Source organism: Streptomyces sp. NBC_00457, from assembly GCF_036014015.1.
Classification (GTDB): Bacteria; Actinomycetota; Actinomycetes; order Streptomycetales; family Streptomycetaceae; genus Streptomyces.
In genome coordinates, this window is sequence record NZ_CP107905.1 from 10,426,464 (window position 1) to 10,445,237 (window position 18,774).

Genomic DNA, 18,774 nt, shown 5'->3' on the forward strand with positions numbered 1-18,774 from the left:
GGAATCGAGGGCGCCCACGAGAAAGGCGGCGTCGAGGGCCAGATCGGCTGGTTTCGGCGCAGCCCCTTCGTTCTCGTCCCCGAGATCGACTCGCTGGCGCACTTGAACATGCTGATCGACGAGTGGGCTCTTGCCGACGAGGCCGGCGGATCGGGACCCGTCCCCGCACGATCGGCGAGCTGTTCGCCGTCGAACGGCCGTCGTTGAAGCCGTTGCCCGTCGAGACGTTCGAGACCGGCCGCTGGTTCACCCCACGGGTCGACCGGTTCTCCCAGATCACCTTCCGCACCAACCATTACTCGGTCCCGACCCGGTTCATCGGCCGCCAGGTCCGGGTCCCGCTGCACGCCTCCGAGCTCGTGGTGTTCGACGGCCGCACCGAGATCGCCCACCACGAACGGCAGCTGACCAAGAGCGGATCACGGCTCAAGCTCGATCACTATCTCGAAGCGCTGCTGCGCAAACCGGGCGCGCTGCCCGGCGCCACGGTCCTCGAACAGGCCCGGGCCGCGGGCCAGTTCACCCCGATCCACGAAGCCTGGTGGACACCCGCCTGCAACGCCCACGGCGGCGCCGTCGGCACCCGCGCTCCCTTCGCCGGCTGGGGCAAGATCTTCACCGACCCCAAACTCTGCGCCGCCATCGTCGACCGGCTCACCTTCGGCGGCAACATCCTCGAGACCGGCACCGAGTCCTACCGCCTCGCTCACAGCCGCGAACTCGCCCGCTAAGCCATCCCCACACCATCCGGACTGCCGTCAGAATTCACCAACATCCAGCCGGCCCGAGGCCACGAACCGCCGTCAACTTTCACGGCCGAACGACGTCAGCATTCACGGTCGAAGCCACGCGCGCCACCGCGCAGAGCGAGTGTCCGCACCGGGACTACTCAGTGCCGTCCGCCGGCAGGCGCTCGGGCAGCCCGAGCCGCGGGAACTGGTCGTCGTGGAACGTGACGATCTCGCTGATCGAACCGCCGGTGACGCGCAGGACGTCGATCGTCAGCGGCAGGTAGGCGCCCTCCTGCTTCTGCCAGAGGTAGAAGGCGGCGGCGGGCTGCCGGTTCACGGAGGTCAGGATGGCGCGCAGGCCCTTCATGCCCTCGAAGCCGTCCTCGACCCAGTTGTTCACGACCGTGTCGCGGCCGACGTACAGGCCCGGCGTGGGCGGCATCGAGCAGCGGACGTCGTCCCGGAGCATCGCGGCGAGTGCCGGGATGTCCGTGGCCACGCTGGCGTCGGTGAAGCGGCGAACCAGCTCGCGCGTCCCGGCGTCCTGTTCACCGCCGGTCCAGTCCTGCCGGTCGGCGGGCAGGTGCTCCCGCATGCCGGCGCGGGCCCGCTGCAGCGCGCTGTTCACGGAGTTGACGGAGTCCCCGAGGGCTTCCGCGACGTCCTTCGCCGGCCAGCCGAGCACGTCCCGCAGGATCAGCACGGCCCTCGGGCGTGGCGCGAGGTGCTGGACCGCGACCAGGTACGCCAGCTCGATCGTCTCCCGCGCGACGGCGACGGCCTCCGGCTCGTCCGCGTCGCCCGCGGGCAGCTCGTCGAGCAGCCGGTCCGGGTAGGGCTGCAGCCACAGCACCTCGCCGCCGGTCGCAGGCTTCGGGCGGGACTTGGCGAGCAGGTCCAGGCAGGCGTTGGTGGCGATCCGGTACAGCCAGGCCCGGAACGTCGACCGCCCCTCGAAGGTCTCCCGCCGCCGCCAGGCACGCAGGAACGTCTCCTGCACGGTGTCCTCGGCGTCATCGAACGACCCGAGCATCCGGTAGCAGTGCACATGCAGCTCCCGCCGGTGCCGCTCCGCCAGCTCCGAGAACGCCGGCTCATCGACCTCGCCCAACCCGCTCACGTCCCACCCCTCCAGCCGCGTGTCCGCACTCATCACGTCATCCTTCCGCCTCGTTGTGTCCCGTCGTAGGTGTGACGGGTGCGGACGCGAAAACTCATCACTGGGGTCGGTCGGCATGGCTGAGCGCTTCTCATCCTTGGCAGGTCGGGCTTTCGACGGGGTGGAGAACGATGATGGCCCGCACCTCCTCGGCCGTCCGGGAGGGGCTGCCGCGCAACTTGGTCAGGATTCCAGGCCTCAAGGGCGGCGACGGCGCGTTCGCCGCGGCCGCGGATCCAGGCGTGGGCCTTGTTCACGGCCTTCTGCCGGCGGGACAGCTTCGTATCCGGACGGCATGTCAACGGCACCGGATGATCACGCCATCGGGCGCACTCCTCCCGCGAGATCCGTGAGTACTTGCGCCGGCGGCAGCGGCTGTCCAACTCACCGTGTAGCGGGACGCGGTCAGCGACGTCATGGCATGCGATAAACCCAGCGACGTAGGCGATCACCCCCGGGATACTGGTCACCCATGGATGAGGTCGAAGTCGTCGTCGCCCATTCCGAGCGCGCGACTCTGCGCGTCGGTGACGTGTTCCTGAAGGTGGACGCCGATCAGGCGCGCATCGACGTCGAGGTCGAGGCGATGTCCCTCGCGCCGGTCCCGACCCCGAAGGTCCTGTGGCGCAAGCCGCCCGTGCTCGCGATCGCCGCACTCCCGGGGACGACGCTTGGGCGCCTCGGCGGGCCGTCGACCGGGTCGTCGGCGGCGTGGGCCGCGGCGGGCGCCGCCATCCGGAGGCTGCACGAAGCGCCCCTGCCGCCCCGGCCCGGCCGGGCAGGGCGGAGCATCGTCGCGCTGGCGGCCGAACTCGACGACGAGTGCGAGTGGCTCGTGACGAACGGCGTCCTGCCCGCCGACCTGGTCACCCGCAACCGCCAGGTCGCCGAGGCCGCGCTCCGGCCGTGGACACCGGCGTTCACGCACGGCGACCTGCAGATCGCGCACGTCTTCGTGGACGGCGACGAGGTCACCGGCATCATCGACTGGTCCGAGGCGGGTCAGGGTGATGCCCTGTACGACCTCGCCACCTTCACGCTCGGACATGAGGAGCACCTCGGCGACGTCATCGCCGGCTATGGCACCGACATCGACCTCGAGGTGATCCACGCGTGGTGGTCGTTGCGCAGCCTGCTGGGGGTTCGCTGGCTGATCGAGCACGGCTTCGACCCCTTCGCGCCGGGCTGTGAGGTCGACGTGCTGAGATCCCGGATGTGAGGCTGCGCGGGCCTGACTGCCACGCATGCGTTCTGACGCATCGAGCAGGCCATCTCCTGCGGCCCATCGCCTGCCCTTACTCCCGACCAGGAGCACGGCACCGGCCTGGGAGACCGCCGAGCGACCGCCGCCTCGACACGGACCCGCGGAGGACTCCGTCGCCTGAGCGGAGGGCTCCCACCGCTACCGGAGCTTGGGCCAAGGGTTCACTTGACGTGCAGGCGGGACTGCTGGGAAAACTGTCGCGAAATTCCCGAACCGACAGGCAGCCCAGTCTTGCAAGATTATTCAGCGTGGCCGGAAAGCTCCGGTCACGTTCTCTTGTGCTCAGACCGAATGCCCTGATCGCATCCGTGATCACGGCGTCCCTGCTGACGCTCGCCGTCCTCGTCCCGACCTCACCCGCGGCCACCGCCCAGCCACCGCACGCGCTCCCGCAGAACGCCACCAAGGCGGACCTGAAGTGGCAGCCGGCCCTCGACCACAATTACACCGGCCCCTCGGAAGACTGCCGCGACACGTCGGACCTGGACAACACCAACGCCTACTCCCGCCAGCGGTGCAACTCCGGCTGGTGCGTCCATCTCTACGACTACTACTTCGAGAAGGACGTCGCGGTCCCGCAGGTGGCCGACGTCGGCGGCCACCGCCACGACTGGGAACACATCGCGGTCTGGGTCCAGGACGGCCAGGCCAAGTACGTGGCCGCGTCGGCGCACGGCGCATACCACGCCGAAAAAGGCCGAGGACGTCCGCTGGGAGGGCACCCACCCCAAGATCGTGCACCACAAGGACGGCGGCCTCACCCACGCCTTCCGCTTCGCCACCGAGGGCGACGAGCCGCCTGAGAACCACTACGACACCTGGCGGCGCTCGCCCCTGGTCTCCTACCTCGGCTTCCCGAGCGGACTGCGCGACACGCCGTTCACCCACGACTTCGGCAGCGCCTCGATCGGGATTAAGGACTCCTCCTTCGCGGGCAACCTCGAAAGGGCCGTTCCCGCCGAGTGGACCCAGCAGTGCTCGACCAACGGCACCAGCGCCCCGTCTGCACCGACATCAAGAAGGTCCTGATCGAGTTCGACTACGGCCGTGACGAGGGCTCTCCGGGCGACCCGAATCCGGCGCCCGAGGACCCTGCGCCCGACGACCCGGCGCCCGGTGGACCGCTCGGCAACGTGATGATCGTCGGTGACTCGATCAGCAATGGCTACGAGGGCGACCACACCTGGCGCTACCGGCTCTGGGAGTGGGTCCAGGGGCAGAAGGTGCCCGCGACGTTCGTCGGTCCGCTGACCGACACCATGAAGCCGGACGACCCCGTCCACCCGAGCCTCCTCAGCTGGCGGACAGCGTGAGCCACACCCTGCAGGAGCCGGCACCGGCAAAGTTCACGGGAGCCTCCGCCCGCGACACCGCATCGGGCTTCGTCAACGGCGGGTCGGTGCACTACGCGATGTGGGGCCGGCAGCTGGGCCAGAACGTCCGCACCGTCACGTCGGTGATGAACGACCTCAAGTCCAAGAACCAACTGCCCGACACGCTGCTGGTCGAGTTTGGCTTCAACGACATCGGATGGCTCTTCGTCGGTGTCGAACTGGTCGACACCATGGAGGACTTCATCGCCAACGCCCGCGCGGCCAACCCCAACGTGCGGATCGTGCTGGCCAACGTCCCCCACCGCACCACGGACTACAACGCGGCCCTGGCCAAGGCGATCCCCGAGTGGGACACCGACGCCTCACCGGTCGCGCTCGCCGACGTCGACGGCGCCTACGGCTGCGACCCGAACGCGACCACGTACGACGGGCTGCACCCCAACGCGCTGGGCGAGTACCGCATCGCCCGAGCCTTGGGCACCACACTGCACGACGAGTTCGGGATCGGGTCCGCGGCGCCCTCGGTGCCGGACACCCTGCCCACCCGGCAGATCGCCACCCCCACCTCGCTGCAGTTCGACGGGACCCAGCAGGGTGTGACCGTGACCTGGCCCAAGGTCTTCGGCGCGCCCAGCTACGCCGATCCAGTGGCGTGACATCACCCTCGACGCGGACGCCGCCTGGCAGGAAGCCATCCCCGCCGCGCAGGCCAACCGCTGGGATCTGTCCTGGCAGTTCACCAACGAGCCCTACGAGGGCCACACATACGAGGTGAGAGTACGGGCTTCAGCCGGCGACGACCTCAAGTCGTCCTGGTCGGCACCCGTCCAAGGCATGGCCCACCCACCACGGCACAGCCACCGGCGACCATCCACGCGACCGCCCTCGCCGGAGTGATCGACGTGAGATGGACCCCGCCTCCGGGGCCGTACGCGGATTCCATCACCCGCTACGCGCTCTGGATCTACGACCTGGACACCCCGTCGGTCTGGTCGAGAGTCCTCGGCTACCCGCCCACGGCATCGTCGGCCCATGCCACCGGGCTGACTCCGGGCCACCGCTATCTCGTGTTCATGGAAACCTGGAACGCGGCCGACGAAGGCAAACCACGTATCGCCGGCACGGTGATTCCTTAGACGCCCTGACTCCCCGCACACACGACAGCATCGGGACCGGTGAGGGTGATCCTTATTCTCTATGGCCGTGTCAGGGGCGGGAGTTGCCCCCGTACTGTTTCCGCCATGGATCTCTACGGAGCCTTCCGGATGGCGGCGATCGAGCAGGGCGTCTCGTCTGCGGATGTCGACGCGTACCTGGCGGATGGACGCCCTTGCCTACGTCTGGGGCCCGGACCCGGACCGGTCGCCGGATGGGTGGGTGGACTGCCGGTGCTTCCCGACGGTGTGGCGTGGCCGCGCGCCGACGGCAACGACCACGACGTCGAGGCCGAGCCCTTCCCGTTGGCTGTCACCATCGACTTGGCGGCCTTGCCCTGGGAGGGGTTACGGGAGGCACTGCCGTTCACGCTGCCGGCCACCGGTCTCCTGCAACTGTTCTACCTGTATTCCCAGGATCCGCGCAGTAAGCACTGCACCGGGGAGGAGGAAGCTCTCGGATTCGTTCGAGTGGTTCACGTTCCCGACCTGGGCCTGGCCGAGCAGCGTGCCGTTCCCGAATACGCTCATGCGGAGAAAAGGCCGGTCCCGGTGCACGAGCGTGTCGAACTGCGGGCAGCACTGCGGATCGACATTCCGGGGTTCGACCCCGATTACGGCATAGAGAAGCCGGGACTGCCGGCGGACCACCCGCATGCCGCTGTCCTGATGGACCTGACGCTGCGTTTTCTGCCGGTTGGTCCGTACTGGGAAGGCGTCCAGGTCGGCGGCCACGCGTGGGGGGAGCAATGGGACTGCGAAGACGAGATCGCCGAGGAGTTGGCACCACCCGGGGAGGACAGTTCCAGCAAGGCCAGGGAGGAGCGTAAGCAGCAGGTGTATCGCGAGTGGCTGCCTCTGGCTCAGTTCAGCGTGCAGGACGAGAAATACACCAATGCCCGGCTGATGATCCGCCGGGAGGACCTGGCGGCGGCCCGCTTCGACCGGGTGCGTTCTTATCAGGAGTTCACCGAATGAGGCGCCGGGCGCAGCCTGCGCGGCACGGCACGAGACAATTCGATAAGTGAATCGCTCCGGGTCTGCTCGCGGGTGTCGCTGAGGGTTGTCCCGTAACTGATCTCCGACGTGGTCAGGGTGCGATGGCGTCCGTGGGCATCTGCCGTCTATCCGGCGAGGTTGAGGTTGTGCAGGCGGGCGATGCCGAGCATGGCGTGGTGGACACCATCGCCTTTGAGTCGGCAACCTCGCAGGATCTTCCAGCACTTCATGCGGGCGAAGACGTGCTCAACGCGTGCTCGGACCTGTTTGTGGGACGTGTTGTGCGCTTGCTTCCAAGCGGGCAGTTCCTCGCCCTTGCGGCGGCGGTGCGGCATCACTAGGTCGGTGCCTGGATAGCCGCCGTCGGCGATCGTCGTGGTCGCGCCGACGGTGTCCTTCGCGCCGGATTCCGCCCGCGCCTTGCAGTCGTTGCGGTTACCCGCGACCGGCCGGCCGATGGCGACGACGAGCCGGGTGTCGGCATCGATGACGACCTGGTGGTTGGTGGAGTACCGGTAGTTCTTCGGCTGCTCGGCCACCGAGTGATCACGCGTGGGCACCAGGGTGCCGTCCACGATGAGGACGGTGTCCTTGCGGAACCGCTTGCGTGGCTGGAGCGCGAGCATCGGCCCGAGGTGGTCGATGACACGGTCTGTCGCGGACCTCGAAATGCCGAACAGCGGGCCAGTTGGCGCAGTGTCAGGTTGGTGCGCCAATAGGTGGTCACGAGGAGCACTCGGTCTTCCAGAGGAAGTTTCCACGGCCGCCCCCACATAGGCGCAGCCGCCTTCTCGCGGCGCACTGCAGCCACCAGACGAGTGAAGAGCCGTGCGCTAAGTCCTGTGAACGGGGCTATCCATGACGTCTCCGATGCTGTGATCACACCTGCCACGATCGGGAACGTCGCACATCAAGATCAGTTATGGGGTGCCTTGTGAGGGCCGGGCAGTAGGTCAAGAGGCCGAGGCGTCGCCGCGGTGATCTCGACTGCCTTCCCATGTGCCCGGCTCACCGGAGGGCTTCGAGACGCTCTATGTGGTCCTCGCCCCACTGGCCGAGTGGGGTGAGAGCGGTAAGGAGCGAGTGACCGAACTCGGTCAGTGAGTACTCCACCTTCGGTGGCACCTGGTGATGGACCTCGCGGTGCACCAGGCCACTGGCCTCCAGCTCCCGCAGTTGCAGGATCAGCATCCGCTCACTGATGCCGACCACCGTTCGGCGCAACTCGCCGAAGCGCAGCGGCCCCTCGCCGAGCCAGAACAGGATCAGTCCCTTCCATTTCCCTCCCATGACGTCGATGGCCGCGTCCAGGCCGCAGGTGTAACTCTGCTTCCGCACCAGCACTTCCCCTAACAAAACTGTGGGTACCAGACAGAATTGTAGGTACTTGTAGAAAAGTTGGTGCCGCCGCAGCATGGATCAGGCGCCGCACCGAGAGGGCAGCAACTCCGTGCGATGCCAGTTATTCGACCCGTTTCACGCTTCAGATGCATCGGCATCAGGCAGGAGCAAACGTATGACCGGGCACCATCGCACTCCCGTGACCGTCGTCGGGCTGGGCTCGATGGGCAGCGCATTGGCTGAGGCATTCATTGACGCCGGACACCGGACCACCGTCTGGAACAGGACAGCGTCGAAGGCCGTGCCGCTCGTGTCCAAGGGCGCTGTTCACGCGCACACGATGGATGAGGCAGTCGCGGCGAGTCCGCTGATCATCGCCTGCCTGACCACATACGAGAGCACCATCGAGGCCCTGGAACCGGCCACTGCCACGCTCAAGAGGCGGGCCCTTGTGAGCCTGAACAGCGGTTCGCCAGCCGGTGCCCGTCAGATGGCCGAATGGGCGCTCGGGCACGGCGCGCGTTACCTCGGCGGGGCGATCAAGAACGTGCCGTCCGCCGTCGGAGCTAAGGACACCCTCCTGTATTACGGCGGCGACAACACCGTCTTCGACGAGTTCGCGTCGACGCTGCGGGTGTTGGGCGGTGACACCGTCTACCTCGGTACCGACGCCGATCTCGCTGCCCTGTACGAGATGGCGGTGGGTGGCACCCTGCTGCCTGCGCTCGTCGGCTTCTTCCAGGGCGCGGCAGCGGTGCAGGCGCGTGGCCTTGAGGTGGCCTCCATGGTGCGGTTCAGCACCAAGTGGTTCGAGATGATCAACTCGGTACTGCCGGTCTTCGCAGAGGAGATTGACCGCGGCGACTACAGCAAGCCCGCGTCCTCGGTAAGTCTGTTCCTGTCTGGAGCCGCGCATGACGAGGAACTCGGCAAGGAAGCGAACCTCGACATGGAGTGGCACAAGCCCTTCCATGACTTGCTGAAGCGAGCCGTCGAGGCCGGCTACGGCGACCACAGCATCTCCGCCCTGACAGAGATACTCAAGAACCCGGCGCGGACCGCATAACCCGGGACCGTACACGGGCGGTCCGACCGGTTGGGCGGATGACCGGTCTGTGATGTGTGTGGTCATGTGTTCTCCCTGCGGTAGTCAACTGGGTGCTCCTTGCCCCAGCTCACGGGTCATCGATAAATGTCACGTGGCCGATGCGGCCCGCCATCTGGTGGGTCAACCTGAGCGCGCACACGCAGACTGGTGACACGCAGCCGGGCTGGAGCCGCGTGATGCGATCTCGACGACCAGGCGAGTGCCAGAAGCGCGTCGACGGCGTCGTCGACGCGCTTCTCGGTGCTGCCGAGCAGCGTGTGAGAGTTCTCCTTGTGAAGGAGGGGGTTCCGCCGTCGGATCGAGCTGTTCGCGGGTGGCTACTCGGAGCCGGTGCCTGGCTCAGACGGTCGGGACGGTGCCGCCGTCGATCACGTACTCGGCGCCTACGATTGCCGATGCGCGGTCCGAGACCAGGAACCCGACCAGGTCCGCGATTTCCTCGGTGTTCGCGAATCGTCCCAGGGGTACTCCTCCGAGGGAGTCGTAGATGGTCTGCTTGGCTGCTTCACGTGTGAGTCCGTTGCCCTCGGCGATCCGGTCCACGAATCTTTCGTAGGCTTCGGTCTCGATTCCGCCGGGACTGACTGCGTTGACCCGTACGCCGCGCGGCGCGAGCTCATTGGCAAGTCCCTTGCTGTATGTGCGCAGCGCGGCCTTCGCTGCTGCGTAGGCCAAGGACGCGTCGTATTGGGGCAGTTCGCGCTGGATCGAGGTGAAGTGCAGTACCACGCCCGACCCGGACGCGATCATTGCCGGGAGAAGAGCTCGATCCAGCCGTACCGCTCCCAGGAGGTTGAGGTTCAGCTCGGTGAGCCACTGGTCATCGGTGATGACCGCGAATCCACCAGACGGCGTCGACGCTCCTCCGACGACGTGCACCAGGATGTCGAGTGTGCCGCCTGCCTCTGCGATTCGAGCGGCCACGGCGTTGGTGCCTTCTATTGTCAACAGGTCCGCTTCGATGAATCGGTCAGGGTGCTCGTACCCGTCGGGCATCGTTCGCGCCGTCACGTACACGTCGGCACCCATCTCTCGCAGTCTCTCTGCAACGGCCTTGCCCGAGCCCTTCGAACCGCCCGTGACCAGCGCCCGGCGGCCGTCGAGACGATCGCGATCTGAACTAGACATTTTTCTCTCCACTGAAGATCGAGGTGGCGCGGGTTCGGTCAGGCTGGGTGGTTGGCGATGACGAGTTCGGCGACGAGGTCATCGCGCAGCGCGAACCGGTAGTCGAGCTCGGCGACGCCACCCGGGAAGGTGCCTTCGAGCCGCACGGTTACCACCCAGTGGGTGTCATCGACGCGGCGAGCGCCGATCTGCTCGGTCGTGTACTCGAACTCGGACCCGGCGTCCCGCAGGAACGCGTGGGCCTCCTCTCGGCCGCGGAAGGTCTCGCCCTGGTCGACGACCACCGCATCCTCGGCGAGGAACGACGTGGCGGTGTCGGCGTCGCGGTCGACGTGGGCGGCGAAGAACTCGCGCACGGTGGTCGGGAGCAGATCGGACGGGAGATCGGTGTGCTGTGTCATGAGCCCACCGTGTGACCTCACGGCGCGGGAGGGTCAAGCCGTGGACTCTCCCCCAGGGGGAGCGTTCAGAATGAGGGGATGTTGACCATCGGGGAGTTCTCGCGGCTGACCCACTTGAGCGTGCGGACACTGCGTCGGTATCACGAGGCGGCGTTGCTGGAACCCGCCGTGGTGGACGAGACCACCGGTTACCGCTACTACGGCGTCGACCAAATCCCGACCGCGCAGGTCATCCACCGGCTCCGCGAGCTCGACGTCCCCCTGAGCGATGTGCAGCGGATCCTGCGGACCCCCGACCCCGGTGTCCGGGCGGCCCTGGTCGCGGACCACCTGCAACGCCTCGAGGACGCGCTCGACCGCACCCGGGCCGCGGTCGTGTCGCTGCGCCGCCTGCTCCGGCCTGACCCCGCGCCGATCGACGTCGAGCTGCGTGCGGAGCCCGCCCGGACGGTCGCGGCGGTGGAGGCCGTAGTCGGGCATCGCGACGTCGCGACCTGGTACGCAGGCGCGATGGCCGAATTGGAGGCGGCCGTCGGCGCCGCCGTGACCGGACCGCCGGGCGGCAGCTACGACAACGCCCTTTTCGAGCAGGAGCGCGGTCACGCGGTCGTCTACCTGCCGACCGCTGCGCCACCTCGCACCGGACGCGTGCACCCCAAGATTCTGCCGGCCGCGGAACTGGCCGTCACCACCCACATCGGCGAGCACGACGGCATCGAGGTCACGTACGGCGAACTCGGGACCTGGGTGGTGGAGAACGCGATGTCGGTGGCCGGGCCGGTGCGGGAGGTCTACGTTGTCGGCCTCCGTGACACAAGCGATCCCGCTGCGTGGCGCACCGAGATCGGCTGGCCGGTCTTTCGTGTCACCTGAAGCGGTCAGTGCGAGACGAATACGCCTTATCGGCGATGACTCTCGGGCCTGCGACGGGGGCGGCCTGCGGACAGGCGGGGCACTCGCACCGCGTCCAGCACCGTGTCGATCACCGTTGAGTCATTGACATGGCCCGACGTAACGACGATGGCCAAGGGCAGGCCGCGGCCGTCGGCCGCGAGGTGGACTTTGGTGGTCAATCGCCTCGGGACCTGCCGAGCGCCTGGCCAGGCGTCGGATGTGTTCGTCCTGAGCCGGTGCCCCTTTCTGCGGGCGCCCGCGGCGTGCTGGTGAGCACGGTTGATGGTGGAGTCCACCGACACAGTCCACTCCACCGCGCCCACCGCATCATCCTTGACCTGCACGTGCTGCAGCAGCTTCGCCCAGGTTCCGTCCATCTCCCAGCGGGCGAAGCGTTCGTAGACGGTCTGCCAGGGGCCATAACGCGCGGGCAGGTCACGCCAGGGTGCCCCGGTCCGCAACCGCCAGAGCACGCCGTTCACCACCTGGCGGTGGTCCCGCCAGGGCCGCCCACGACCATCAAGGCGAGGCAGCAGCGGGCCTGTCCGCTCCCACGCCACATCCGTCAACTCACCCTGGCCAACCACAAGAGCAATGATCAGGTATGGCTAGTCACCCATGAACCACAAGTAGCTGCCTGGCGTCGACGCACACACTTCAAGGAGCTCGGCAAGGTCCAGCAGAGCCGCCTTCTGCTGGTCGTCCGTACACCCCTGTGCCAGGGCGACGGCTTCCTGGCAGGCGACTTGAGCTTCCTGTTCGTTGAACAGCGTGTCACCGTACGGATCCACCCAGCCGAGTTTGCCCGAGCCATGCCGGTCGAGGGTGCTCAGCACCCTCGACAACGCTTGACCGTGCTCGTAAGAACCCCGCAGCAAGGTGTCCCGGGACGACCTCTTTCGTGCTGGTCGCCCAGAGTGCAGTTCCAGCTCAATCCCCATGACCCCTCCTTCGGGCTCGGACACCGAAGCTTCGCAGAGATCATTTGTCAGACACGGCCTAACCGCCCAGCCACCGCACGTTCGCAGCACTGCCTCCGGCGTGCCCACCCGTACCCGCCTGATCCATCAGTACGTACGCGAGATCTACGGGCCCGCCCTGCACGTCCGGTCCTACAACACGCTGCGGCAGGTCTGGCACGAGTGGTTCGGCTCCAGCGGGTCACGGTCCCGCAATCTGGGCGCGCCTGATCTGCCATTCCGGCGAAGGGCCTCGAAGACGCCCGTGTCACGCCACTGCCGGAAGCGGTTGTGGACGGTCGACCAGGCGCCGAACTCCTGCTGCAGGATCTCCCGCCACTGCCCGCCGGTCTTGAACCGCCAGATCACATCCCACGACTCGATACGCTCCCTAGTCGAGTGTCCGAGGCAGGCCGAAGTACGGTGCCACCGCCGTGTCGAACCGGGTGAACTCGCAGAGCCTGTCGCCGGCGAGCCCGATCACGATGACGCCGGCGAGATGGAGGCCGTCGGTGGTCTGGTCGCGCACGTACTCGCCCCACGCGGGCTGGCCGTTCGCCCGGACGGGCACCATCAGATCGATCCGCCCCAGGAGGGTGCGGATGACGCTGAAGAAGCGGTGCACGTCGTCGCGTCCACGGTATTCGAGCGGAAGAGGCGGCATCCGTACCCAGATGTCGTCGGTCATGAGCGCGATGAGCGCGTCGACGTCGAGTTGGGTGACGGCCGTGACGAAGCGGTCGAGCAGCGCACGTTCCTCCGGTCCGCCGGGTGAGGGCGGTGGCGGGACGGGGGAGCGCGTCGCGTTCATCGTCGCGCGGGCGCGTTTGAGGGCGCTGGTGACGGCGTCCTCGGTGAGTCCGAGCAGCTCGCCGGTCTCGCGGGCGCGGTACCCGAGCACGTCGCGCAGCAGGAGCACGGCGCGTTGGTTCGGCGGCAGGAGTTGGACCGCGGTGACGAAGGCGAGCGAGATCGCCTCGCGGGACTCGTACTGGGCCTCGGGTCCCGGCGCCTGATCGGAGAACTCCTCCAACAGGCCGTCGGGATACGGCTGCAACCAGAGCACCTCACCCAGGCGGCTCGGCTCCGGCAGCGATACCGATACCGGAGCGGTCACCGGCTGCCGCCCGGCCGAGCGCAGCAGGTTGAGGCACCGGTTCGTGGCGATGCGATAAAGCCAGGTGCGCAGGGACGAACGCCCCTCGAAGCCGTCGACGCCCAGCCACGCTGCCAGGAGCGTCTCCTGCAACGCGTCCTCGGCGTCCTGCAACGAACCGAGCATGCGATAGCAGTGCACCCGCAGTTCGCTCCGGTGCGGCTCGATCAGGGCACTGAACGCGTCCCGGTCACCGGCACGCGCCCGCTGGAGCAGTTCCATCTGCCACCTCCGTCTGGATCCTCCGTCGTACTGACACCGGCGGGCAGCGGAACTGGTCGCTCTCGATGCGCCCAATTTCGGGCGGGCGCTGTGTCTCTCGTAGTGAACGTGTCCGCAGCGGCAGCCGCCGCAGTGGACGGTCCGCATCCATCGGGAGAACGGCATGACAATCGCAGACAGGACCGTTTTGGTTACCGGCGCCAACCGCGGTATCGGGCAGGCTCTGGTCGAGGAAGCCCTGCGGCGAGGCGCGAAGCGGGTCTACGCCGCCACGCGCCGGCCTGTGGCTCATCCGGACGAGCGGGTCACTCCCGTGACCTTGGACGTGACGAGCGCGGCGCAGGTGCGGGCAGCCGCCGAGAGCGTGCGCTCGCTCGACGTCCTCATCAACAACGCCGGCGTGGCTCTCCCCGACGACCTCAGCGATCCTTCCATACTCGAACAACACCTCGCCGTCAACCTCTTCGGCACCTATGGCGTCACCCAGGCCTTCCTGCCATTGCTGACCCGTTCTCGGGGAGCCATCGTCAACGTGCTGTCGCTCTCGGCACTCGCCACGGTGCCGATCACTCCGGCGTACGCGATCTCCAAAGCGGCGGCGTTCTCCCTGTCACAGTCGCTGCGCGCCCTGTTGAAGCGGCAGGGCGTGACTGTGCACGCGGCCCTGCCCGGCCCCGTGGACACCGACATGATCCGCGACTGGGACATCCCGAAGACCTCTCCGCAGGCCGTCGCGCGAGCCATCGTCGATGGCGTGGAGAACGGTGAGGACGAAATCTTCCCCGACCCCATGTCGGCGGCGCTGGCGGAGAGTTGGCGCACTGGTGCGGTCAAGGCACTCGAGCGCCAGAACGCGGCACTGCTCGACGCAGTGCCGGCCACCTGACAACCGGAGGTTAATAGTGCTGCTCGAAAAGAAGAACGCGATCGTCTACGGAGCCGGCGGTGCCGTCGGCAGCGCGGTCGCCCAGGCCTTCGCCGCGGAGGGAGCACGGGTCTTCCTCACCGGACGCACCAGCGCCGCGCTGGAGGTGACCGCCGATGAGATCCGCGCTGCGGGTGGCGTCGCCGAGGTTGCCGCGGTGGATGCGCTGGATGAGGGCGCCGTCGAAGCGCACGCCGACGCGGTGGTCCGGACCGCCGGCTCGCTCGACATCTCGTTCAACGCCATCAGCCTGCCCCAGACGGGCATCCAGCGTGATTCTTGCGAGGAACCGCGGGCGTTCATGCCCGGGAACATCGACAGGTCGAACCGGGTCTCGCAGGCCTGGTTCGCATGCCGGAACTGCGTATTCGTTGATCACGCAGACCGGAACGGCTCCCGCAACATCCGCGCCCGCGCGTGGGAGTTGTGGCGACCCGGGGCCCAGTCAACGGCCCCTGCCCCATCACCGGAGCGCACGCGCCGGGGTGGGGCTGGACGCAAACGCAGCATCACCGCCAGTGATGCCCGTTGTGCAAGCCCGTCGCTTTAGCGACGGGTAGTTGACGGCACCAGGATCGTCGATCTACCGCCCGACGCCTTCGACTTGCCCATCGCCACCTACTCCAGCGCCAACTTCCTGACCGCCAGAGCCGCCGCACGTCGGATGACCGAGCAGGGGGCAGGCGTGATCGTGACGCTCACGGCGAGCCCGTCACGGACGGCCGTCCCACTCATGGGAGGCATGGCACCGGCATGGGCGGCGATCGAAGCTCTGTCCCGTGGGCTGGCCGCCGAACTCGGACCGCACGGCGTCCGAGTCGTCTGCTTGAACGCGGCCGGGATGCCGGAAACGCCGCAGCTGACCGAGGTGTACGGCTTGCACGCCGCCGCCTACGGCATCAGCCGCGACGCCTTCCGCGGCCGCATGGCCGACCTGACCCTGCGCAAACAGTTGCCCACTGTCGCCGAGATCGCCAACGTCGCCGCCTTCGTCGCCTCGGACCGCTCCAGCGCGATGACCGGGGCCATCACCAACCTCACCGGCGGCTTGATCACCGATTGACAGTGCGTCCGCACGACTTGAAGGAGACACATGACCGCTGACTTGAAGGCGTATGCCGTTCGGCTCCGCGAACTGCATCACGCCGATGAGATGCTCGTTCTGCCGAACGCGTGGGACGCGGCCACCGCCCAGATCATGGCTGAGGCCGGGTTCCCCGTGGTGGCAACCACGAGCGCCGCGATCGCGGAGATGCTCGGTTACTCCGACGGCGAGGGCGCGCCCTGGCAGGAGATGTTCGCCGCAGCCGGCCGGATCGCCCGCGCGGTGGAGGTCCCGGTCACCATGGATGCCGAGGCGGGATACGGACTGCGGCCCCGGGAACTGGTGGACCGGTTGCTGGAGATCGGCGTGGTCGGCTGCAACCTGGAGGACACCGATCACCTCGCGGGCGGACTCGTCGACGCCGGTGCGCATGCCGAGCGGCTCTCGGCCTTCCGCGCCGCCGCGGACGACGCCGGGGTACCCATCGTGGTCAACGCGCGCGTCGACGCCTTCCTGCCGGGAGCCGGGGTGGCCGAGGAGGAGCGGGTCGCGGAAGCGGTCCGCCGAGGCCGCCGCTACCTGGAGGCGGGGGCTGACTGCGTCTACCCGATCGGTGTCGGCGACGAGCGGGACCTCGCCACCCTGGTCGCCGAATTGCCCGGGCCGATCAACGCCAACACCAGGCCGGACGTGCTCGACCTGGCCAAGCTCAGTGCGCTGGGCGTAGCCCGAGTCTCCTACGGCCCCCGGTTCTACCGCCAAGCGCTGGCCGACCTGAAGGCCGCGGTGCGTCAGGAACTGCTGACCTGACGACGAGCCCGACCGGCGTGTGGTCGTCCCCGCAGCGCTCACGCCGCGCACCATTCGTCGTGGTGCGCGGCGCCGTCCCGGATCACTTCCCTGACCACCGAGCATGTCACTCTCAACCAGGACACGGACGGGCGTGCGGGGTCAGGGCAACCAGCGCACCGCCGGGGTGGGACACCACGCTCAGTGCCGTGCTGCCGACGACCCGCAGGCGCCGGTCAAGTTCGAAGCCGAAGAGCATCTGCGCCAGTTTCGACCGCGCATAGGCGGCAAAGGGGCGGACGCGCCGGAGGTGACGCCCACCTGGGGCCTGTTCGATGGGGCAGCCATGTGGCCCGCCGGACATCCCTTAGCGGCGGACAGCCGTCTGAGGCCCTGCTGCCGTAACAGCTGCGAGATCAACTCTGTGATTCTCTGGCCGAGCGTCACCAGCCGGTGTAACGTCATGATCAGCAGTCGTGGTTCCGAAGTCCCGTTCGCCCGTGATTCGCAGTCACGGGCGTTTTTGCTGTTCAACGCCTCTCCGGACCAGGGCGATCACCTCCGGGTCCCGCACGGTGCGGGGCCCGATACGAGTCCTCTCGAAGGAGACAGGCACATGGCTACAGGCACTGTGAAGTGGTTCAACTCGGAAAAGGGCTTCGGCTTCATCGAGCAGGAGGGCGGCGGCCCCGACGTCTTCGCCCACTACTCGAACATCGCCGCCCAGGGCTTCCGTGAGCTCCAGGAAGGCCAGAAGGTGAACTTCGACGTCACCCAGGGCCAGAAGGGCCCGCAGGCGGAGAACATCACTCCCGCCTGACGACGCACGAAGAAGCCCCCGGCCGGTGACCCACCGGCCGGAGGCTTGGCCGTCTCGCCCCGCCTCCAGACCTGTACGGTCCGGTCGGCGGGGCGTCGTGCATAGTCGAGCCCGCAGTAGTCATTCGATAGACTCCCCGACCGTAACGATCGCAACGTAAGGCGCATACGCAGACCCGTGGGGCAGGCGCCCTAGCCTGAAGGTCCCCGCTGGAGGTCTGTGTGCCGCCCTTCGCTCGGCCCGCCCCGCTCGCACTGGCGCGTTCATCGAGGCTGTGCCCGAGGCGCCGGGCTGGACGCTGGAGCCCACATTATGGACACGGTTCAGGGCTGTCCGTCGTCCACGCTGGAACGCGGGCCAGGACTGCGGACGTCGTCCACGATTGACGGTCGTAGGGGCGCGGTGGGCCGTTGGGGCGGCCCGTCAAGCCGGGCCCCGCCCGGCGGGTGCGGTTCACCGTGTCACCGTGTGGTCAGCGCGAGGTACCCGTCTTCGAGGGCGGGCTCCACCGGCTGCGCCCGGGGACCCGGCGCCGCGGGCGCCACGACCCGGTACCGCATGCCGCCCTCGTGTGGCAGCGCGGACACGACCATCCCTTCGGCCGGCGGTGGCCCGTCGGTGACGACCCACCACACCCGGCCCCGCGCGCGGTGGGTCAGCTCGTCGACCGTGCCGCGGAAGATGAGCCGGCCCTTGGCGAGTACCGCCACCTCGCGGCAGGCCTGCGCGATGTCATCGACGATGTGCGTGCTCAGCAGCACGGTGCGCCGGCCGGCGAACTGGGACAGCAGGGTGCGGAAGCGGATCCGCTCCTCCGGGTCGAGTCCTGCGGTCGGCTCGTCCACGATCAGCAACTGTGGGTCGGCGAGCAGCGCCTGGGCGATGCCGACCCGTTGCCGCATCCCGCCGGAGAAGCCGCGCAGCCGCCGGTCGGCGTCCCCGGTCAGGGCGACCACTTCGAGCAGCTCCCCGACGCGTCGGCGGCGTTCCGTGCGGTCGTCCATGCCCTTGAGCAGCGCGACGTAGTCCAGGAACTGGCGTGCCGTCAGGTCGGGATAGACGCCGAGGTCCTGCGGCAGGTAGCCGAGGCCGCGCTGCACGGCGGTGCGCCCCGCGCCCGTGCTCAGGTCGTGGCCGCCCACGGTGACCCGGCCGGATGTCGGCTGTACCAGGCCGGCGAGGATGCGCATCAGCGTGGTCTTGCCGGCGCCGTTCGCGCCGAGCAGCCCGAACATGCCGGTGGGCACGACCAGGTCCAGGCCGTCGAGGGCGGCCACCCCGCCACGGTAGGTCTTCGTCAGGCCGGAGATCTCGATCCGCATCGCGTTTCCTTGTGTTCGTCGTT

20 protein-coding genes and 7 pseudogenes are annotated in these 18,774 nt (G+C 68.1%); 15 read left to right on the forward strand and 12 right to left on the reverse strand.

Features of this window, described 5'->3' with window-relative positions:
* Positions 1–122: 122 nt before the first annotated feature.
* Both OG828_RS49800 and OG828_RS47575 read left to right on the forward strand, forming a co-directional pair.
* Positions 123–353, forward strand: a pseudogene (locus OG828_RS49800) (Mu transposase domain-containing protein); the annotation flags it as partial.
* A gap of 240 nt (positions 354–593) precedes the next feature.
* A pseudogene (locus OG828_RS47575) lies at positions 594–731 on the forward strand (ATP-binding protein); the annotation flags it as partial.
* A gap of 154 nt (positions 732–885) precedes the next feature.
* On the opposite strand, the gene OG828_RS47580 reads toward OG828_RS47575, so the two are convergent.
* Together OG828_RS47580 and OG828_RS47585 are read right to left on the reverse strand one after the other, a co-directional pair.
* Positions 886–1,884, reverse strand: a complete 999-nt coding sequence (locus tag OG828_RS47580) for an RNA polymerase subunit sigma-70 (RefSeq protein ID WP_328504720.1) — start codon at positions 1,882–1,884, stop codon at positions 886–888.
* Between the two features lie 97 nt (positions 1,885–1,981).
* A pseudogene (locus tag OG828_RS47585) lies at positions 1,982–2,171 on the reverse strand (IS5/IS1182 family transposase); the annotation flags it as partial.
* Between the two features lie 191 nt (positions 2,172–2,362).
* Between OG828_RS47585 and OG828_RS47590 the strand changes: the two are divergent.
* The 6 genes and pseudogenes from OG828_RS47590 (at position 2,363) to OG828_RS47615 (ending at position 6,620) form a co-directional block, all read left to right on the forward strand.
* Positions 2,363–3,109: a phosphotransferase family protein gene (locus tag OG828_RS47590; protein ID WP_328504721.1), complete on the forward strand. Its 747-nt coding sequence runs from the start codon at positions 2,363–2,365 to the stop codon at positions 3,107–3,109.
* 353 nt (positions 3,110–3,462) lie between these two features.
* Positions 3,463–4,183 (forward strand): annotated as a pseudogene (locus tag OG828_RS47595) (NPP1 family protein).
* Positions 4,129–4,467, forward strand: coding sequence for a hypothetical protein (locus OG828_RS47600; protein WP_328504722.1), 339 nt, complete (start codon positions 4,129–4,131; stop codon positions 4,465–4,467). Before OG828_RS47595 ends, OG828_RS47600 begins: the two are co-directional and overlap by 55 nt.
* On the forward strand, positions 4,464–5,144 hold the full coding sequence (locus OG828_RS47605) for a GDSL-type esterase/lipase family protein (RefSeq protein ID WP_328504723.1): 681 nt from the start codon (positions 4,464–4,466) through the stop codon (positions 5,142–5,144). Before OG828_RS47600 ends, OG828_RS47605 begins: the two co-directional genes overlap by 4 nt.
* A gap of 237 nt (positions 5,145–5,381) precedes the next feature.
* The gene (locus OG828_RS47610; RefSeq protein ID WP_443062482.1) at positions 5,382–5,624 is read left to right on the forward strand and encodes a fibronectin type III domain-containing protein; all 243 of its coding nucleotides are present in this window, start codon (positions 5,382–5,384) and stop codon (positions 5,622–5,624) included.
* A gap of 105 nt (positions 5,625–5,729) precedes the next feature.
* Entirely contained in the window at positions 5,730–6,620 is an 891-nt protein-coding gene (locus OG828_RS47615) for a DUF1963 domain-containing protein (protein ID WP_328442221.1), read from the forward strand.
* Between the two features lie 146 nt (positions 6,621–6,766).
* Here OG828_RS47615 and OG828_RS47620 read toward each other — a convergent pair.
* Positions 6,767–7,533: pseudogene (locus OG828_RS47620) on the reverse strand (transposase).
* 116 nt (positions 7,534–7,649) lie between these two features.
* Entirely contained in the window at positions 7,650–7,979 is a 330-nt protein-coding gene (locus OG828_RS47625; protein ID WP_328371316.1) for a winged helix-turn-helix transcriptional regulator, read from the reverse strand.
* 178 nt (positions 7,980–8,157) lie between these two features.
* Here OG828_RS47625 and OG828_RS47630 point away from each other — a divergent pair, with 178 nt between their 5' ends.
* The gene (locus OG828_RS47630) at positions 8,158–9,048 is read left to right on the forward strand and encodes an NAD(P)-dependent oxidoreductase (protein WP_328505058.1); all 891 of its coding nucleotides are present in this window, start codon (positions 8,158–8,160) and stop codon (positions 9,046–9,048) included.
* Positions 9,049–9,429: 381 nt separating this feature from the next.
* On the opposite strand, the gene OG828_RS47635 is transcribed toward OG828_RS47630, so the two are convergent.
* Both OG828_RS47635 and OG828_RS47640 read right to left on the reverse strand, forming a co-directional pair.
* Entirely contained in the window at positions 9,430–10,218 is a 789-nt protein-coding gene (locus tag OG828_RS47635; protein WP_328371320.1) for an SDR family oxidoreductase, read from the reverse strand.
* 38 nt (positions 10,219–10,256) lie between these two features.
* Positions 10,257–10,619: a nuclear transport factor 2 family protein gene (locus OG828_RS47640; protein ID WP_328504724.1), complete on the reverse strand. Its 363-nt coding sequence runs from the start codon at positions 10,617–10,619 to the stop codon at positions 10,257–10,259.
* A 78-nt stretch (positions 10,620–10,697) separates the two neighbouring features.
* On the opposite strand from OG828_RS47640, the gene OG828_RS47645 reads away from it, so the two are divergent.
* Positions 10,698–11,492 (forward strand): MerR family transcriptional regulator, encoded by a 795-nt coding sequence (locus tag OG828_RS47645; RefSeq protein WP_328504725.1) that lies wholly within the window; start codon positions 10,698–10,700, stop codon positions 11,490–11,492.
* Between the two features lies 1 nt (position 11,493).
* Here OG828_RS47645 and OG828_RS47650 read toward each other — a convergent pair.
* The 4 genes and pseudogenes from OG828_RS47650 to OG828_RS47665 form a co-directional block, all read right to left on the reverse strand.
* Positions 11,494–12,100 (reverse strand): annotated as a pseudogene (locus OG828_RS47650) (IS5 family transposase); the annotation flags it as partial.
* Between the two features lie 21 nt (positions 12,101–12,121).
* Positions 12,122–12,358 (reverse strand): hypothetical protein, encoded by a 237-nt coding sequence (locus OG828_RS47655; RefSeq protein WP_328442224.1) that lies wholly within the window; start codon positions 12,356–12,358, stop codon positions 12,122–12,124.
* 267 nt (positions 12,359–12,625) lie between these two features.
* Positions 12,626–12,841, reverse strand: coding sequence for a transposase (locus OG828_RS49805; protein WP_443062483.1), 216 nt, complete (start codon positions 12,839–12,841; stop codon positions 12,626–12,628).
* 22 nt (positions 12,842–12,863) lie between these two features.
* Positions 12,864–13,850: a sigma-70 family RNA polymerase sigma factor gene (locus OG828_RS47665; protein WP_328504726.1), complete on the reverse strand. Its 987-nt coding sequence runs from the start codon at positions 13,848–13,850 to the stop codon at positions 12,864–12,866.
* 163 nt (positions 13,851–14,013) lie between these two features.
* On the opposite strand from OG828_RS47665, the gene OG828_RS47670 reads away from it, so the two are divergent.
* The 4 genes from OG828_RS47670 to OG828_RS47685 are packed head-to-tail and all read left to right on the forward strand — an operon-like array spanning position 14,014 to position 16,630.
* Complete coding sequence (locus tag OG828_RS47670) at positions 14,014–14,736, forward strand: SDR family NAD(P)-dependent oxidoreductase (protein WP_328504727.1); 723 nt, start codon at positions 14,014–14,016, stop codon at positions 14,734–14,736.
* Between the two features lie 16 nt (positions 14,737–14,752).
* Positions 14,753–15,325, forward strand: coding sequence for an SDR family NAD(P)-dependent oxidoreductase (locus OG828_RS47675; RefSeq protein ID WP_328504728.1), 573 nt, complete (start codon positions 14,753–14,755; stop codon positions 15,323–15,325).
* A gap of 24 nt (positions 15,326–15,349) precedes the next feature.
* The gene (locus OG828_RS47680; protein WP_328505059.1) at positions 15,350–15,838 is read left to right on the forward strand and encodes an SDR family oxidoreductase; all 489 of its coding nucleotides are present in this window, start codon (positions 15,350–15,352) and stop codon (positions 15,836–15,838) included.
* Between the two features lie 30 nt (positions 15,839–15,868).
* Entirely contained in the window at positions 15,869–16,630 is a 762-nt protein-coding gene (locus tag OG828_RS47685) for an isocitrate lyase/PEP mutase family protein (protein WP_328504729.1), read from the forward strand.
* A 124-nt stretch (positions 16,631–16,754) separates the two neighbouring features.
* Here OG828_RS47685 and OG828_RS47690 read toward each other — a convergent pair.
* Positions 16,755–16,916: pseudogene (locus tag OG828_RS47690) on the reverse strand (SDR family NAD(P)-dependent oxidoreductase); the annotation flags it as partial.
* A 309-nt stretch (positions 16,917–17,225) separates the two neighbouring features.
* Between OG828_RS47690 and OG828_RS47695 the strand changes: the two are divergent.
* Positions 17,226–17,429 carry a cold-shock protein gene (locus OG828_RS47695; RefSeq protein WP_114041062.1) on the forward strand — a complete coding sequence of 68 codons (204 nt, stop codon included), beginning with the start codon at positions 17,226–17,228 and terminating at the stop codon, positions 17,427–17,429.
* A gap of 461 nt (positions 17,430–17,890) precedes the next feature.
* Here the strand turns inward: OG828_RS47695 and OG828_RS47700 are convergent, their stop codons facing one another.
* Positions 17,891–18,751 (reverse strand): ABC transporter ATP-binding protein, encoded by an 861-nt coding sequence (locus tag OG828_RS47700; protein ID WP_328504730.1) that lies wholly within the window; start codon positions 18,749–18,751, stop codon positions 17,891–17,893.
* Between the last annotated feature and the right edge of the window lie 23 nt (positions 18,752–18,774).